The following is a 17,984-nucleotide window of genomic DNA, read 5'->3' as shown; positions in this document are numbered from 1 at the left end:
CTCATTAGAGCTATTTTTTATTTCTGATAAATTCCTTCGGAAATTGATTCTGGAGCATTTATCAGCTATAATATAGAGTGTTCATGCTGTCTGGAAAAGATGAGCATCCTAAGAAGAATTAAACATCTAGGAAGTTTGATTGTTTGAAAACCAAAGAAAATATAGTGAAGGATATCCCAAACGCTTTATGACATTTAAAACATTTTTAGAACTTGTTGAAATTAAAACCAAAATTGCCAGTATATTTCCTTATATTATTGGCTTATTTTTCAGTCTGAGTTATTTTAAAACATTTAACGCTGGCCTATCGTTTCTTTTTTTATTGGCTATGCTTATTTTTGATATGACGGTAACAGCGATTAACAATTATCAAGATTTTCAAAAAGCTAAAGATGAAATTTATCAAAAACAAGAAAATATTATTGGTAAAGCTAATCTGTCACCACATTTTGTTAGAAATTTGATAGTATTCATGGTTCTTGTCAGCCTGGGTTTGGGTTTCCTTTTGGCTTATTTTACGGGCTGGCTCTTTTTGGTGCTGGGAGGCATCGTCTTCTTTATCGGCGTTTTTTATACTTATGGTCCGATACCTCTTTCTCGTATGCCATTGGGTGAAATCTTTTCCGGTGGAACAATGGGATTTGGAATCTTTGCAATGGTGATTCTCATCAATAGTGCAGAAAATCCTATTTTTAAACTTGATCTCAACTTTGCGGCAAACTCTTTTGCGCTTTCTGGAGATATAGTTGGTGCTATAGCAATGGTAATTGCGAGTTTACCGTTAGTCTTTACGATTGCAAATATTATGCTGGCTAACAACTTGCGTGATTGGGATACAGATATTAAAAACCATCGTTATACTTTAGTTTATTATATTGGACGTAAACAAGGTATTCAGCTTTTTCAACTGCTTATGTACAGTGCATATTTCTTCATTATTTTAGGTTTTTTCATTGGAATTTTTGAATGGCCAACATTATTGACTGTTCTTTCCTTTCCGATAATTCAGAAGAACTTGAAACACCATGCAGCAGAAGTTCCTGCGCCTCATAGCTTTGTTTATTCTTTAAAAAATATGGTTTTATTTAATAGCTCTTATGCTTTCTCTCTCCTTTTATCGCTTCTGTGGCAAGCAGTAGCAAAATAATTTAAAAAAGGTAGTTTCCTCTTGGGAACTACCTTTTTTGTATATGATATTTATTTTTTAGCTGCTGCAAGTTCACGCTCAAGAGCTAATCTTTGAACTTTCATTGTGGCTGTACGAGGTATCGCATCATAGTCCATGAGAAGCGGCTCATTTAGGAATGGCATGTCAATGATAGAAGACCACCAAGCTTTCCAGTCCATTTCTTTACCTTCGGCAAGCGCCAAAATAGGTTGAGGATGTCCAGAAGCATCGCGGATAATTATTACTTCGTCAAGAAAGTCGTGTTGATCGAGGAGGAGATCTTCAATGGCTAAGTTTGACTCCACCTTGTCAATGAGATCAACTTGACGATCATAGAGGAAGAGCACACCATTTTCATCCATAATCCCCCAGTCGCCTGTATCCCACCAGTCGCCATAAACTTCTTCAGCAAAACGACTATCCTCTTTATAATAAGTAAGAGCACGCCCTTTAGAGAGGAAATGAATATGACCAGGTGTACCAGCAGGAACAACATTTCCGTCAGCATCTGTTACGCGCGCTTGGGAAAGTCCAGGCATGCCGATGCCCATTTCACGAGCATTTGTACTTGGTAAGGTACTAAGGCGGTGTTTTTTCCAAATCATTGGACCGCATTCAGACTGACCGTAGATTTGCAAGAAAACAGGATTTTCCTCTTTAGAAGCCGCAAGGAAAGTATGCATCGTATCTTTGTTAATCGCATCAAAAGTAGAGTGGAGATAGCGAATAGAAGCAAAGGCCTCGGGTGTTTCCTTTACAACATTTGATAGACGAACAAAATGGTTTGGGTGTGTTTCAAAAGCTGTAGGGCGATATTTTTCAAACATGCTAAGCACAGTATTTTTTTCTAAATTAGAAAGTGGCATAAGATCAAAGCCGAAGGTCATGGCTGATGATATACCAATGTTAAAGCGGGAATGAACAGGTGAAATATGGAATGCCAACAGTGAAGATTTGTCTGGCATCCAATCCATTACTGTACGTTGCAAGACCCAACGCCAGCCCATAGATTGAGCTGAGTGTGCAATCAGTTTCGGAATTCCAGTAGTACCTGAGGTATGTGTGAGATAAGCAATCTCATCCGTAGCTAATTGTTGATTGCTTACCTCAGGACTATTAGTGATTGAAGCAAAGTCAGAAACAAGGAGTTTGTGATCTTCGTTTACATTTTTTAATTCCTGAACGACAGCATCTGTATCTTCATCAAAAATGAGCCAAGGAGTTTCAAGGCGTGCAGCAAGAGTATCCATTACTGGTGTAGAAAAGTGATGGGAAATCATTGCAGGCACAGCACCCAGATAGGACACAGCAACGGCAAGAAGATAAGTGTCAAAAGCACTTGATTTAAAAATAATGACCTTGTCTTCTTTTTTTATTCCCAAGGCTGACAAATTATAAGCTTTTTGCAAGACTGCTTCGTGAACGCTTTGATAATTTGTTTCAAGCTCTAATTCCGGGAAAGCGTTTAACTTTTTATCGAAAATAAAACGACTTTTGGGGAACTTTTCAGCAGATTCTTTGAAATTTACATAAAGATTCAGAGGTTTGTGATTGAATTTCATTGAAATCTCTCTTTCTATTTTTCTAAAGTTTATTATATCACAAACTATCGGCGAGAATTGAGAAAAAAATGTCCTTTTTGCATTTTTAATCATTAAAGAATAGTCTGAAAAGTCCACGTAAAATGGGAAAATTAGCAAACTTATCTTTTTGCTACAGCCCCAGTTTTATATAGATATGAAAGCGTATTAGTGTTATAATGATTTTAAGAATAAATTGTTTCGTTGGAATATAAAAAATTCGAACGAAAAGCTTTGCTGAGCAAAGTTGCGGAGGAAATATGGAAAATTTACGTTACAAAAGTGTATTTGACATTATTGGTCCTGTAATGGTTGGTCCCAGTAGTTCTCACACTGCCGGTGCTGCCCGTATAGGAAAGATTATTCGTTCAATTTTTGGCGAATTGCCCGAGAAGGTTGAGATTCATTTGTATGAGAGTTTTGCCAAAACTTATCGTGGACATGGAACAGATGTTGCTTTGGTTGCTGGTGTTTTAGGTATGGATCCTGATGATCCTCGCTTACGAGATGCACCGCGCATTGCTCACGAAGAAGGGATGGAAGTGACATATGTGCCTCATCCAGAAGATAAGGCAGACCATCCTAACACAGCGCGTCTGATTTTGAAAAAAGGGGACCGTGACATGAGCGTCACAGGGATTTCTATTGGCGGGGGCTTGATTCAAGTGACCGAACTCAATGGTTTCGATATTTCTATTTCAGCAGGGATGCCAACTTTTGTTATTGTCCATCAAGATGCACCAGGTATTTTGGCGCGTCTCGGAGCTATTTTTGAAAAGCATGATATTAACGTGGCACAAATGAATTTGACACGTGAAGCTAAAGGTGAAAAAGCAATCATGATTATGGAAGTAGACAGTTTCGATGTCGAAGAAGCTTTTGAGGAAATGAAACACATTCCGAAACTTTCTGCTGTAAATTTCTTTAAATAAGGGGTAATTATGTTTTCAAATGTACAAGAACTGCTTGAAGATGCAAAAGCATATCCATCAATTGCTGAATTGATGATTGCAGAAGAAATAGAACAAACCGGTGCGAGCCGTGAACAAATCATTGAGATGATGGAACATAACTTGGCGACAATGATGTCATCAATTGAGGAAGGACTACTTGGGAATAAGTCAACAACAGGACTTACAGGTGGCGATGCCAAGAAGATGGATGAATACATTAAATCAGGAAAAGCGATATCAGGTGATGTTATTTTAGGAGCAGCGCGTGATGGCGTAGCTGTAAATGAAGTCAATGCTCAGATGGGACTCATCTGTGCGACACCGACAGCTGGGTCAGCTGGATGTCTACCTGGTGTGCTCTCTGCAGCAACGAAGAAGTTAGGGCTTACACATGAGCAGCAGGTAGAATTTATCTTTACAGCTGGTGCTTTTGGTTTAGCAATCGCAAACAATGCAACGATTGCAGGTGCTGAAGGAGGATGTCAAGCAGAAGTTGGGTCGGCATCGGCCATGTCCGCAGCCGCTTTGGTTATCATGGCTGGAGGTACGGGCGAGCAAGCCGGAATAGCTTTAGCCTTGACACTCCAAAATATGTTGGGCCTCATTTGTGACCCTGTCGCAGGTTTAGTAGAAATTCCTTGTGTCCATCGTAACGCTATGGGGGCTTCTCAGGCGATGATTTCTGCCGATATGGCTTTAGCTGGTGTTAAAACAGTTATACCTGTTGATGAAGTGATCACATGTATGTACAATGTAGGACGCTCACTGCCCTCTGCTCACCGTGAAACTGGTGAAGGTGGGCTTGCTGCAACGCCAACAGGACGTGAAATTATGGAACGCATCTTTGGTGACGGAAAATAATAATATTGAAAATAAACGACCCTTTTTGAAAGTCTATACTTGCCTTAAAGGGTTTTTTTATTTATAATACAGAGTTGTGACTTGACATTTATAGTTTACAGTTGTAAACTGTAGTTGTAGTAAAAATAAAGTAAGGAGCGCCAATGAACGAAACAGAATTTAATATATCAAATGCAGAATTGATTGTTATGCGTGTTATATGGTCGCTCGGCGAAGCACGAGTTGATGAGATTTCTTGTCAAATTTCGCCCGATTTGGATTGGTCTCTAGCAACAGTTAAAACTTTGCTGGGGCGCCTCGTGAAAAAGGGAATGCTAAGTACTGAAAAAGAAGGTCGTAAGTTTGTTTATCGCCCTTTAATGGCAGAATGTACAGCTATTCAAATGATGGGACAGTCTTTACTTGAAAAAGTTTGTGAAACAAAACAAGTGAAGCTCTTAGCCGATATGATCGCCTTGTCAAACTTGACTTCAGAAGATGTAGCAAGTTTGCAAGAAGCGTTAAAAAATAAAGAAACAGTTCAAGAAACAACTTGTACTTGTTTAGAAAATTTTAATTCTTGCAGCTGCCAACACGTCAGCTAATATGGAGGAGAGATAATGGAAAAAGAAAAATTCGTAATCAAAGGTATGACTTGTGATCACTGTGCAATGCATGTGACTTCAGCACTCGAAGGGCTTACTGGTGTAAAATCCGCAAAAGTCTCTTTAAAAAAGAATGAAGCACTTGTGAAATTCGATGCAGCGACAACACCCGTAGAAGATTTAGCAATGGCTGTTAAAGAAGCTGGCTACGAATTAGTAAAATAAGAAGGCTGTCCTTAGGGGCAGTTTTCTCTGGAACACAATGTTTACATTTGTAAATTTAATGAAGGAGTAGAAAATGAGAAGTCAAAACTTTGTCATCACGGGTATGACCTGTGCAAACTGTGTGAATACCGTATCCAAAGCATTGAATAACTCGAATAAAATCCAAGAAGCAACAGTTAACTTGGCAACCGAAAAAGCAAAAGTCATTTTTGATGATAGCATTAATGATCAAGATGTGATCAATATAGTTGAAAAGGTGGGCTATGGTGCTATTGTAAACGATAAAGCACATCAAGAAAAAATTGCAGCTCAAGCGCGTAGAAGGAATCGTAATTTACGATTGTCATTGATCGTGTCAGTAATTTTGACTCTGCCTTTAGTACTTGCTATGTTTGAAGGAGTATTGGGCACACACTATTTGATGTTTCTACACAATCCTGTTTTACAACTTATTCTCGCAACACCTGTTCAGTTTATTATCGGTTGGCGCTTTTACGTCGGCGCTTATCATGCATTGAAAAATGGAAATGCAAATATGGATGTTCTAGTAGCACTTGGAACTAGCGTTGCATATTTTTCGAGTTTAATTTTAGCGGTATTTTTAGGACAAGAGAATGCTTTGAATTTTGAATCAGCTATGGTTATTATTACCTTGGTTGTTTTAGGAAAAGTACTTGAGCACAATGCTAAAGAAAAAACAAGTCAGGCAATCACGAGCTTGATGAGTAGCAGGGTTAAAATGGTTCACACAGAAGAAGGTGAGCGCCCGCTTGAAGAAGTCCAAATCGGGGATGTTATTCAAATTTATCCGGGAGAGAAGGTACCTTTGGATGCAATGATCCTTAAAGGTAAAGCATCTTTTGACGAAAGTCACTTGACTGGCGAATCTTTACCTGTTGTCAAAGCAGACGATGATACACTATTTGAAGGGGCTGTGAATTTAGACGGTTCCATTAAAGCTGTTGTTGTTCGAGATGTTAACGATTCGACTATTTCTCGGATGGTTGAAATGATGGAAGAAGCGCAAGCCTCAAAACCTGATATTCAAAAATTCGCGGATAAAATCTCAAATGTCTTTGTTCCAATTGTTTTGGTCATTTCACTTGTGACTTTTGTAGCAACATGGGCTATTACTGGGACATTATTGACTGCCATTATGCATGCTGTGGCAACATTGGTTATTGCTTGCCCATGTGCGCTTGGTTTAGCGACACCAACCGCAATTATTTCAGGAACAGGACTTGCTGCTAAGAATGGCTTGCTGTTGAAAAATGCCAATGCTTTAGAACTGACAAATAGCGTGACAACAGTTTTCTTTGATAAGACAGGGACGATTACGACAGGTGAATTTGAGTTGTCTCAATTTGAGGGCAACGATGAATCATTTAAAATTTTAGCAAGTTTAGAAAGTCATTCGCACCATCCGTTAGCTCAATCCGTAAAAACTGAGGAAATCTACCCCGTAGAAAACCTTAAAGAAATTGCTGGTCGTGGACTTTCAGGAGAAATAAATGGCCGTCAATATTATGCAGGAAATGCAAAACTTATGGAAGAGCACGGGTACGATGTCACATCAAGCACAGATACTGTTATTTATCTTGCGGATGATGTAAGCCATATAGCTACAGCAACCTTTAAATCTTCAATTAAGCAAGAAAGTGTGCAGACCGTAGCTGCACTGAAAAAAGCCGGCATTAAAACTGTGATGTTGACAGGGGACAATGAAGATTCTGCTAAAAAAATCCAAGAAATTGTCAATTTGGATGAAGTAAGAAGTAATCTATCACCTGAAGACAAAGCTAAAATTGTCCAAGAAACTTCACATTCCATTATGGTAGGCGACGGAATAAACGATGCTATTGCATTAGCAAGTAGTACTGTGGGTGTTGCCATGGCAACAGGCTCAGATATTGCGATGGAAGCAGGAGATGTGACCATTATGGGTGGTAAAATCCATAAATTACTCGATCTCTTTAAGATCTCTCGAAAAACCTTAAGTAAAATCAAACAAAATTATTTTTGGGCCTTCATTTACAATATTATTGGTATCCCGCTGGCAGCTTTTGGATTACTCAATCCAATGATTGCTGCAGCAGCAATGAGCTTGTCTAGCGTTTCCGTAATTTTGAATTCCTTACTTTTAACTAAAACAAAAAATTGAGGTACTCTAAAAATAAAAGAAAAAAATTCACTTTTGTTCGTGAATTTTTTTAGTATTAAACGTATAATAGGAAAAGATGAATTTAGAAGCAAAACTCAAGGAAATATTTGGCTATGAAAGTTTCCGTCAAGGTCAAAAACAAATAATAGAGCAAGTTCTACAGGGAAAAGATACCCTGGGGATATTGCCGACAGGTGCAGGGAAATCCATTTGCTATCAATTACCTGCCCTTTTACAAGAAGGCGTTACTCTTGTGGTCTCGCCTTTAATTTCCCTGATGAAGGATCAGGTGGATCAGCTAAATATTGCAAATATACCAGCAACATTTATTAATTCGACAGTAGATGAGCAAGAAGCTTATTTCCGAATGCAACAGATCGAAAATGGCGAGGTTAAAATCTTGTTTGTTGCGCCTGAACGGTTTGAATTAGAATCTTTTAACTATTTTTTGCAACACCTTCCTATTGATTTGGTTGCAATTGATGAAGCACACTGTATCTCTCAATGGGGACATGATTTTAGACCTTCTTATGTTACTTTTGCGAAACGATTGGCTGATTTGCCTACTTCACCAACAATCTTAGCACTAACAGCTACAGCCACACCTCGGGTATCTGCAGATATTCAAGACTTATTACAAATCTCTGAAGACAACACTGTTAAAACAGGTTTTTTACGCGAAAACTTACGCTTTGAAGTTGTTAAAGGAAAAGATAAACGTGACTTTTTAAAGTCCTACTTAAAAGAACATACTGACGAATCAGGCATTATCTATGCCAACACACGTAAAGAAGTAGAAGAAGTTACGGAATGGTTAAACCGAAATAATTTTCCTGCTAAACGTTATCATGCCGGTTTAGCTGAGGGAGAGCGCCAAAAAAACCAAGAAGATTTCCTTTATGATGAAGTTCCTATTATGGTGGCAACCAATGCTTTTGGAATGGGGATAAATAAGAGCAATGTTCGTTTTGTAATTCATTATGGGATGCCTGCTACTATTGAAGCCTACTATCAAGAAGCAGGTCGTGCAGGAAGAGATGGACTTGATTCGGATGCTATCTTATTATTTTCGCCCAATGATGTTCGTCTCAGAAACTTCTTGATCGAGCAAGGCGAAGGGAGTGAGCAACATAAGGAGCAAGAATACGAAAAACTAAGGCAGATGCAAGCTTATACAAGCTCAGAAACTTGCTTGCAGGGTTATATTTTACAGTATTTTGGTGATGCGGGAGAGGACTGTCATAAGTGCTCAAACTGTTTAGACGACCGGGAGCGTACAGATGTTACGCTTGATGCACAAAAAGTTATGTCTTGTGTTATTCGGATGGAACAACGTTTCGGAAAAACAGCAGTCGCACAAGTTTTAGTAGGCTCTAAAAATAAAAACTTAGCACGTTGGAATTTTGAAAAACTCTCAACTTTTGGCATAATGAAGGGATATTCGCAAAAAGCAGTTGGAGAACTGATTGATTTTTTAGCGGGGGAAGGTTACTTAGCTGTCTCCGCAGGCAAATTCCCCTTACTTGGGGTTTCTGATCGTGGGATAGCTGTTCTACAAGGTAGAGAGCAAGTCTGGCGACGTACAGCTTTAAGCACTACTAAGCAACAGTCTGTAGCTAATGGTACATTTAATTTGGAGTTATTTGAAGAATTACGGATGTTACGTCTCGATATTGCCAAGTCAGAAGGCGTTCCTCCTTTCATGATATTTTCCGATGCTTCATTGAAAGACATGACAAGAATTATGCCTTTAGACGAAGAGACATTTTTAGAAGTTTCCGGTGTAGGTCAAGTGAAGTTGAAAAAGTATGGTCATGTGTTCCTAGAGGCATTAAACATCTATAATCAAGAATAGTATAAAAATAGAGAAGCATGAGTCTTTCTCTATTTTTATTTGTGCCTTGACAAATGTAAGCGTTTAATTTATAATGTATGCAAATAGTATATACTAGATTGTATATAAAATAAAAAAGGAGTATTTATGTGGGGAATTATTGCAACGTGGCGAATGGCTCATGATGGGGTTTGTAAAGCTGAAGAGCTTTTGAGCAAAGGAGGAGAGGCTGGAGAAGCACTAGAACAAGCTATAAAAGAGGTTGAAGATTATCCTTATTATAAGTCTGTCGGATATGGTGGACTACCAAATGAAGCAGGAATTTTAGAAATGGATGCTGCATATATGGATGGAGATAGTTTTAAAATTGGTGCAGTGGCAGGCATTACTGATATTGCTAATCCAATAGCAGTAGCAAAAGCCTTATCTGAGGAAAAATTTAATAGTATGCGAGTCGGTCCAGGCGCAAGACAATATGCTATTGAAGCAGGCTTTAAGCAGAAAAAAATGTTAACAGAGCGCGCCAAAAAAATATGGGAGAGACGTTTAGAAGAAATGAAACGTACAGGTCTTTCGGCTTATGATGGACATGATACGGTGGGTATGGTTGCCTTAGACAGTAGTAGAAAAATGGTGGCAGGAACTTCAAGTTCTGGTCTCTTCATGAAAAAATCTGGCCGGGTTGGTGATTCACCACTCTCAGGTTCCGGCTTTTATGTGGATAGTCAGGTTGGAGGGGCTACAGCAACAGGACTTGGTGAAGATTTGATGAAAGGAATTTTATCCTATGAAATCGTTCGTCTCATGTCTGAAGGCCATACGCCCCAAGAGGCTTGTGATCAGGCGGTGTATTCTTTTGAAGATAAATTGAAAGAAAGATACGGTAAAGCAGGAGCTTTTTCACTTGTCGCACTGGATAAAGAAGGAAACTGGGGCGTTGCAACTAATGTAGAATTTACTTTTAGTGTGGCCACTCACAAACAAGAACCAAGAATCTTTATCGCCCACCCAGAAGCAAATCACAAGACAAAAATCGAGCCCATTAGCCAAGAATGGTTAGATGCTTATGAAGCAAGAATTAAAGCACCTATCGAATAGGTAGAAGGAGAAATTGATGTTTTCAAAGCTTGAAAAAATTATGTTGCCCCTGGCTGAAAAAATAGGACGTAACAAGTATCTTATTGCAATAAGAAATGGTTTTCTCGTTTCAACACCACTATTGATTGCGGGATCTTTCTTTTTACTTTTAGCAAATTTCCCTATTCCTCAATGGATTAATTTTTTGGAAACGACGGTTATTAACAGTAAGACCGGGACGACCTTAGCTGAAATGATTACCAAGCCTGCAGATGCGACCTTTACAATCATGGCCGTGTTTGCAGTTGTGGGGATAGGTTATTCTTTTGCGAAAGAAATTAAGGCTAACCCCATTTTTGGAGCGGCAGTTACTTTAATGTCTTGGTTTCTTCTGATGCCATACTCTGTGACCGGAGAGGTGACAGTTGAGGGGATGGCAAATCCTGTATCAGCTACCTTAACAGCTCTCCCACTTTCTTGGGTCGGAGCAAAAGGGATTTTTATCGGGATTATCTGTGCCTTTGTTTCTGTTAATCTTTATCAATTTGCTGTGAACAGAAAATGGGTAATCAAAATGCCTGAAGGTGTACCACCAATGGTTGAAGATTCCTTCGCTGCTTTGATTCCAGGCGCTTTTGTCATGCTAATATTTTTTGCACTGAACTTGATATTGAACATTTTTGGCACAAATGCTTTTGACTTAGTTTTTAACTTTTTACAAATACCACTGCTCCATCTCGGAGATACAGTATGGGCGATGATTATTGCTTATATCTTTCTTCATGTTTTCTGGTTTTTCGGCGTCAACGGAAGTTCAGTCGTGGGTGCGGTTTTTAATCCTATCCTGCTGACACTCTCTCTTGAAAATGTAGAGTATTTTAAAAATGGTACCGGAGCACCTCATATTGTAAATGCTCAATTTCAAGACTTATTTGCAACCTTTGGAGGTGCTGGATCAACACTTTCTTTATTAATTGCAATGCTAATTGTTTGCCGTTCAAAACGGATTAAGGAGTTAGGTAAGCTTGCTTTGGTTCCAGGTATATTTGGGATAAATGAGCCGATTATTTTTGGTCTTCCTATTGTACTCAATCCTCTCATTTTTATTCCTTTTGTCTTAGTACCAACCTTTAATATTATTGTTTCTTATATTATGATGAACCTTCATCTTGTGCCAATCACCAACGGTGTTTTGATTCCGTGGACTACGCCCATTATTATTTCAGGTTTCTTAGCAACAAACTGGGCCGGAGCACTTTTGCAACTCGTTTTGCTTATTATTGGTGTATTTATCTACATTCCTTTTATCAAAATTATGGATGTACAATACATGAATGAAGAACGACAAGCTGCTGATGCAGAATTAGAAGCTATTACAGAGGAAATGTTGAGCTTTGATAATCTATAGGAGGATAGAATGAGACTTGTAATGATTTTAAATCAAATTCAAGCGGGAATGGGAACAAAGGATGATGTAAAAGTTCCACTTACTGCTACAAAAGAAGTGATTGGACCAGGAGTGACTTTGAAACCCTTACTTGCTGAGCATGAACAAAATTTGCTGGTTACGATTTATATGGGAGAACAAACCTATAGGGAAGCACCAGATGTTGTTCAAAGAAAGATAAAAGGTATGTTGCAACGGCTTAATATTGAGGGCGTGATTTGCGGACCTTCCTTTAACTACCCTGAGTTTTCCAAAATGTCATTGGAGCTTGCTCAAGATATACAAAAAAATACATCTCTCAAAGTAGTTTGTGCCATGTCTGAAGAAAACCAAGCTTTAATTTCTGCTTACAAAGAAGTAATTGATATTGTAAAAATGCCAAAAAAAGGTGGTGTCGGACTTAATGAATCTTATAAGGCAATTTGTAAAGTTTTACAGGCAAAGGAAAATAATAAGTCACGAGAAGCATATAAACAGTTCGTTTTTTAAACAGCAAAGCATTCTAAAGAGGTAAAAAATGTATAGGACAGAAATTGAACAAAATTGGGAGGACTATGTATCCCTTTTGGAAGGAGCAATTGCGATTCCCAGTGTCAAAGGCGAAGCCGAAGCTGGTGCCCCTTTTGGAGCAGAGCCACGTCAAGTTTTAGCTTATGTCATGGAAAAAGCACAATCTTATGGTCTGGAAATACAAATCGTCAAAGATGCAATGGGTTATGCTCAATTAGGGGAAGGTGAGGATTATATTGGAGTAGTTGGACATCTTGATGTGGTTGCTGCAGAGGGCCCAGGCTGGTTATCGCCTCCCTTTAAGCTTGAGGAGCGTGAAGGCTATTTCTATGGGCGAGGTGTGTTAGACAATAAGGGACCAATTCTGTCCTGTCTATTTGCTTTGAAGTTATTAAAGGAAAGAAAATTCAAACCTCGTCTACCAATACGCATTATTTTTGGAACTGATGAAGAAAGTGGATCAGCAGATGTGCCTCTTTATTTGTCAGAAGAAAAGGCACCGGTTTTTGGTTTTACACCAGATTGCAAATTTCCAGTAGTTTACGGGGAGCGAGGTGTTGTTGCTCTTGAGTTGACGACAAGATTTGCTCACGGTGTATTGGATTCACTGGGCGATTTTCATGGTGCAATGGCTAAAGACTTTGTTCCTGATGACATTCAACTTTCTGGTGGACGTCAAACTTATAGTGCCAAAGGATTGCGGACGCCAAGCAATGCGCCAGAATTAGGGAAAAATGCAATTACAGCATTGGCAGCCTTACTTCAAAATAATTTAGAAAATAAGGAGCTGAGGCACTATTTCTCATGGCTCACCCATAGTTTTCATGAAAAACATTTTGGTCAAGGAGTAGGTATTGCTTTTGCGGACCAAGAAAGTGGGCGTTTAATACTTACGCCATACAAAATCAAAAGAGAAAATAATCTTATTCATCTGTCACTTAGTATTCGTTATCCGGTAACTGTGACAGAGGAGCAAGTCATTAATGCTTTAAGCGAAAATCTTTACCCAGACACAAGTTTCAAAATTATTCGCAGTCTGCCCGGAACCTACGTTGACAAGATGAAGCAAGAAATACAAGATTTATCAAATATTTATGAAGAAGTGACAGGATTAAATGGTCAACCCGTCACAACTACAGGAGCGACTTATGCGCGGTCAATGCCAAATATTGTAGCTTTTGGGCCATCTTTTCCGGGGGAAAAAGGAATTGCCCATAAGGAAAATGAATATATAAAGATTGAACATTTAAAACAAATGATAGAAATTTATATGAAAAGTATTGAAAGACTTGGTCAATAAGAAACTTTTAAAAAGAAGATAAGCGTGATAAAATAAAGGTAATGAATACTGAACGAAAAGAAAGCAAAGCAAAGTTTTTAGTTGTTTCTCAAGAAATAGAAAAAAGAATTGAGCAGGGCACTTATGTATCTGCTCAAAAACTTCCATCCGAATACGATTTGGCATTGGAGTTTGGCGTGAGTCGCTTAACCGTACGTAAAGCCATGGAAGATTTGATGACAAAACAAATTGTAATCAAGAAAAAAGGAAAAGGCGCCTATGTGATTGAACAACCCAAGATTCAAAGTGGAGGTATGGGTTTGAAGTCCTTTACCGAAGCAGCAGAGGCTATGGGAAAAGTTGGGCAAACACGTTTACTAAATTTTAAAAAATTGACGAAAGTGCCAGAGGAAGTTGTAAAAGCACTGAACACCACAGCAGAACTGGTGGAATTACAGCGATTGCGTTTACTTGATAATGAACCCATGACTTTAGAAAAACTCTATTTTGCAGAACAATTAATCACGGGAGCAACTGAGAAAGAATTGACTGGATCCTTGTTTTCCATGATTGAGAAAAAAATAGAAATTGGCTATTCGCACCAAGAAATTGAGGCGATTCTGGCTACAGAGGAACTTGCTCAGTTACTGGAAGTGAAAGTGAACAGTCCAGTTTTCCGCGTACACTCCACGGCTTTTGCTTTAGACGCTCGACCTATCTTATACGATATTTCTTATTATCGTGCGGATAAATATTCTTTCAAGAATACTTTGATTCGCCAGCATTAAAGTTAAATAGAAAAAAACAGCACTTAAAGCTGTTTTTTTCTATTTAAGAAATCATAAAGAGCAAAGAGAGCGATTCCACCTATAAAACATGCTATCCCTGCTTTTAAGCCTTGAGGGAAGAAAGTAAGTTCGACAACATGTTCACCTCTAGGGGCAGTAACTTTCATGAAACCTTCTTGTGCTTTATCTAAGGTTACGGAATGTCCATCCAGTTTGGCTGACCAACCTTTATCATAAGGTAATGTGAGGAAAAGATCACCAGAGGTATTGCTATTATAAGTCAAACGAAGTCCGTTTTTTACTTGTTCGGTTTTCACCTGTGTTTGCTTTAGAGTATCCATAGCTGCTTGGTATTTGGTGTTATCCAAAGCCCAAAATCTTGTTATGCCAAAGGAAACTTGTGAGTTTTCTGGGAAGGAAACACTCACTGTTAGTTTTGTTTCCTTTTCAGAAGTTCCCAAATTATAAAAGTTACCAACATCTTTACTATTGACATTATAAGAATGAAGAACTTTTTTTCCTGAATGAATCGTAATCGTAGTCATTTTTGAATTATCATTAATGTAGCTTACATTAGGTAATTCAAGATAGGCTTGACTATGTGCGGGTACGGTAAGCTCATAGGTCACTGAAACGCCGCCGTCTTCTTCGACTTTACGTATCAGTGTAACTTGTTCTTTACCACCGGTTATCGTACTGTTACTGTTTTCTGAGTCTGGGTAAATCTGCGTGAAATATTTTTCTTTACTGTGCGTCAATTGATGGAGAAAGGCTTCTTGATTACTGATTGTTGCTCTTTCTGAACTGCTCAGAGCTGCATCTTGGTACCCATCTTTTACAAATATTCCAACCGATTGTGCATTGTGATTCTCAAATAAAGAAGGTTTTATTTGCTTAAAACCGTATTTCTCAGGTTGAAATTGATTGATATTATAATTTATGGAAAGAAGTGAATCCATGAGTAACGTGTTTTCAGGGTAGCGGAGATTAAGGAAGGTGCTGTCTGTATGAAACCCTAAAAGTCCCAAGACCCGGCTTGAATTACTATTACGGACAGAAGAAAACTGCGATAAGGCATTATAATTATATTTCATACCATCATTTGCCGTATCGGGGACCGTGTTTTCTGTACGCACAAAGGTATCTCCAGAACGTTCGACTACATTTTGGACGAGAGGTTGAATGAATTTTGTTTGGGTATTGTAGTAAGCTCGGCTTGCAAAATTCCATTCTTTCTTAACTCCTGCAAGCTGGTAGTATCCATTTAAACCTGCTTCTGCACACATGAACAAAGCAAGGATGGCAACTAAAACTTTCCAAGGGAGCCATTTTTTAAAGAAGGTAAGAAGAACCAAGAAATAAGCCAAGGCAAAGAGCAGAGTCAGAGCAAGCTGTAGCGTATCGAGATAAGCATAATCCCCGAGTAAAGCAGCAGCAATAAAACCAAGGGAAAGCAGCACAAAGGGTACTATAGTCATCCAGAGTTTTAAAGACTTGAAGCGCGTGAGAACTTCACAGGCCATAAGTAAAATGAGAAGAGAGAAAAGGAAAGCGTAACGATGTAAAAACATGTTTGGAGAATGCATCCCTTGCCACGCCAAATCTAAAACTTGTAGATAAAAAGAGGCAGTCAGAAATGCAAGTAGGACACCAAAAGCTATTTTGGTCTGCCATTTCACTTGAGGAAGGAAGAAGAAAGTAAGAGCAAGAAGGAAGGGGATGAGCCCTAAATAAATCATTGGGACAGCATTATACTGTGTTGTATCATAGGCTCCCACAAAGTTTTTAGAAAAAAGATCAAAAACGGCAGAATTTTGTGTCCAAAAATCATTGATCTGGGAAACAGCTTGAGTATTATTTGCTTTCAAATCAAGATACATTGGAAGAAGCATAACTAAACTTGTTACAGCAGATAACATAGAAGTAATCGCAAAATCAAAAAACTTTTTCCATGACCACTTGGTAAATGTTGAACGTGCTATAAAATATAACACTAAGAAAATTGCAACCATAAAGCCAAAATAGTAATTTTGGATGAATAGAAGGCTTAAGCTGATGTAATACAGTTTACGCTTGCCGAAATCTTGAAGTCCGTGCAAGCCCCACATGATGAGAGGAAGCCAGATGAAAACATCGAGCCACATGATAATTTCAACTTGACTCGTTAAGAAGCTCATCAGGGTGAAAGATGTGGATAATGCCAGCGTGATAAGAGAGGGGATGGATTTATACATGTTTTTCAATGCAACAAAACTTGAGAGACCAATCGTTCCAAACTTTAAAAGTGTAATCAGATAAAGTGCATCTGGCATAGTATGAACATTGAAAAAATAAGTAAGGGGCATGAAGAAACTTCCCATGTAGTAAGCAGAGAAAGCATAAAGGTTAAGCCCCAAACCATTCGTGAAAGTATAGAGAAAGCCTAAGTTACTATTATGAAGAATATCCCGATAAAGCGTGTGAATAGCAACATATTGATGATATGCATCACCAGCGAGGATAGAAGTGTCACTTCCCCAATAAATACCGAGGAAGGCGAAAGCTACCGCAAGTAGTCCAGCAGGGAGGATAAAACTTCCGAGCATTAGCCAAATATTTTTCTTGATAAAATCAAACATACACTTATTATAACCTAATTTCTTATTTATAAAAGAAAAACTGGACTAGTCCAGCTTTGTTTTTAACTCTTTTGCGATTTCTTCTAAGCGATTGTCTTTGTTGACCTGAGGTATTTTATAGCCGATGTAGTAAGGAGAAGTGATAAACCGTGGTACAATCTTACAAATATAACGCTGGCTGTCCGGCATTTTGTAGAAAAAAAGATTGTAAGAATCACAGCGTCCGTTCATATAGTCATTCAGTAAATACTGTGTAATAAGCTGAACCTTATCAGCCAAATGATCGATATATTCAAGTTGGGAAATGATAACATTAAATTCCACAAATCCCATAATCGGACGAGTAGAGATTGTAATATCGACACTATTTTCTTTAAGTGTTACACCTTCAAAATTTTCAGGAGAGATATGTTCATAACCATCTGCCTCTTCCAAGCCAACAATCTGCATGTGTGGATGACGTAATGTTCCGCCAGAATGGGGGCCAAAGTTTTTAAACATAAGTACTGATTTATATTGGGGATTATCCAATAGCTTCTGCCAACATTCAAAAGCAAACCGAAAGACTTCTCTATTTTCTTGAACAGAGTAGGTAGAGACATCTCCGAGGTGTTTATCTGACTCGATAATCACAGTCATCAAAGAATTTTCGACAGTGGGAAATTTGTTTTTAAGCCAAATTTTGTGCCCTTGTCTGTCCAAAATATCTTTGAGATTGGGTGTATCGCAAAAAGGACAAACTCGCTTTGTTTCAGCAAGGTTTGCGTATTTATTTTTATTGATTTCTATGTTAAAAATTAAAGGATTATCTGTGTGTTCAATCATATTTCTATTATAGCATTTCACAGTCTATTTATTTCTGGAAAAAACTGGTATAATAAATCGTTACCTATTATTTA

Annotated in this window: 15 protein-coding genes; 12 read left to right on the top strand and 3 right to left on the bottom strand. The window is 38.4% G+C overall.

Features of this window, described 5'->3' with window-relative positions; all coding sequences use genetic code 11:
* Positions 1–187: 187 nt before the first annotated feature.
* Positions 188–1,147, top strand: coding sequence for a 1,4-dihydroxy-2-naphthoate polyprenyltransferase (gene menA / locus lgb_RS06570; RefSeq protein ID WP_249663183.1), 960 nt, complete (start codon positions 188–190; stop codon positions 1,145–1,147).
* A 50-nt stretch (positions 1,148–1,197) separates the two neighbouring features.
* Here menA and lgb_RS06565 read toward each other — a convergent pair whose 3' ends face one another.
* Entirely contained in the window at positions 1,198–2,730 is a 1,533-nt protein-coding gene (locus lgb_RS06565; protein ID WP_249663182.1) for a class I adenylate-forming enzyme family protein, read from the bottom strand.
* A 278-nt stretch (positions 2,731–3,008) separates the two neighbouring features.
* Here lgb_RS06565 and sdaAB point away from each other — a divergent pair, with 278 nt between their 5' ends.
* The 11 genes from sdaAB to lgb_RS06510 all read left to right on the top strand — a co-directional run bounded on the left by sdaAB (position 3,009) and on the right by lgb_RS06510 (position 14,467).
* Positions 3,009–3,680, top strand: coding sequence for an L-serine ammonia-lyase, iron-sulfur-dependent subunit beta (gene sdaAB, locus lgb_RS06560; protein WP_004256246.1), 672 nt, complete (start codon positions 3,009–3,011; stop codon positions 3,678–3,680).
* A 9-nt stretch (positions 3,681–3,689) separates the two neighbouring features.
* A complete protein-coding gene (gene sdaAA, locus lgb_RS06555; protein ID WP_004256247.1) occupies positions 3,690–4,562 on the top strand; it encodes an L-serine ammonia-lyase, iron-sulfur-dependent, subunit alpha in 873 nt (290 codons plus the stop codon).
* Between the two features lie 143 nt (positions 4,563–4,705).
* On the top strand, positions 4,706–5,146 hold the full coding sequence (locus tag lgb_RS06550; RefSeq protein WP_004256249.1) for a CopY/TcrY family copper transport repressor: 441 nt from the start codon (positions 4,706–4,708) through the stop codon (positions 5,144–5,146).
* 15 nt (positions 5,147–5,161) lie between these two features.
* Positions 5,162–5,371: a heavy-metal-associated domain-containing protein gene (locus lgb_RS06545; RefSeq protein ID WP_004256251.1), complete on the top strand. Its 210-nt coding sequence runs from the start codon at positions 5,162–5,164 to the stop codon at positions 5,369–5,371.
* Between the two features lie 73 nt (positions 5,372–5,444).
* Positions 5,445–7,532, top strand: coding sequence for a heavy metal translocating P-type ATPase (locus lgb_RS06540; RefSeq protein WP_019293836.1), 2,088 nt, complete (start codon positions 5,445–5,447; stop codon positions 7,530–7,532).
* Positions 7,533–7,608: 76 nt separating this feature from the next.
* Positions 7,609–9,387, top strand: a complete 1,779-nt coding sequence (gene recQ, locus lgb_RS06535) for a DNA helicase RecQ (RefSeq protein ID WP_019293835.1) — start codon at positions 7,609–7,611, stop codon at positions 9,385–9,387.
* A 126-nt stretch (positions 9,388–9,513) separates the two neighbouring features.
* The gene (locus lgb_RS06530) at positions 9,514–10,464 is read left to right on the top strand and encodes a glycosylasparaginase (protein ID WP_019292696.1); all 951 of its coding nucleotides are present in this window, start codon (positions 9,514–9,516) and stop codon (positions 10,462–10,464) included.
* Between the two features lie 16 nt (positions 10,465–10,480).
* Positions 10,481–11,851, top strand: a complete 1,371-nt coding sequence (locus tag lgb_RS06525) for a PTS sugar transporter subunit IIC (protein WP_016170963.1) — start codon at positions 10,481–10,483, stop codon at positions 11,849–11,851.
* Between the two features lie 9 nt (positions 11,852–11,860).
* Positions 11,861–12,379 (top strand): GrdB-related putative oxidoreductase, encoded by a 519-nt coding sequence (locus lgb_RS06520; RefSeq protein WP_004256263.1) that lies wholly within the window; start codon positions 11,861–11,863, stop codon positions 12,377–12,379.
* A 28-nt stretch (positions 12,380–12,407) separates the two neighbouring features.
* Entirely contained in the window at positions 12,408–13,700 is a 1,293-nt protein-coding gene (locus lgb_RS06515) for a Sapep family Mn(2+)-dependent dipeptidase (protein ID WP_019293111.1), read from the top strand.
* Positions 13,701–13,741: 41 nt separating this feature from the next.
* Positions 13,742–14,467: a GntR family transcriptional regulator, LSA1692 subfamily gene (locus lgb_RS06510; RefSeq protein WP_019293112.1), complete on the top strand. Its 726-nt coding sequence runs from the start codon at positions 13,742–13,744 to the stop codon at positions 14,465–14,467.
* Positions 14,468–14,490: 23 nt separating this feature from the next.
* Here lgb_RS06510 and lgb_RS06505 read toward each other — a convergent pair whose 3' ends face one another.
* Entirely contained in the window at positions 14,491–17,085 is a 2,595-nt protein-coding gene (locus lgb_RS06505; RefSeq protein ID WP_019293113.1) for a YfhO family protein, read from the bottom strand.
* A 45-nt stretch (positions 17,086–17,130) separates the two neighbouring features.
* The gene (locus lgb_RS06500; protein ID WP_019293114.1) at positions 17,131–17,910 is read right to left on the bottom strand and encodes a DUF4931 domain-containing protein; all 780 of its coding nucleotides are present in this window, start codon (positions 17,908–17,910) and stop codon (positions 17,131–17,133) included.
* Between the last annotated feature and the right edge of the window lie 74 nt (positions 17,911–17,984).

It is taken from the genome of Lactococcus petauri (assembly GCF_023499275.1).
Lineage (GTDB): Bacteria > Bacillota > Bacilli > Lactobacillales > Streptococcaceae > Lactococcus > Lactococcus petauri.
The sequence above is the reverse complement of the archived record's forward strand: the minus strand, read 5'-3'. Positions and strand labels throughout refer to the sequence as shown.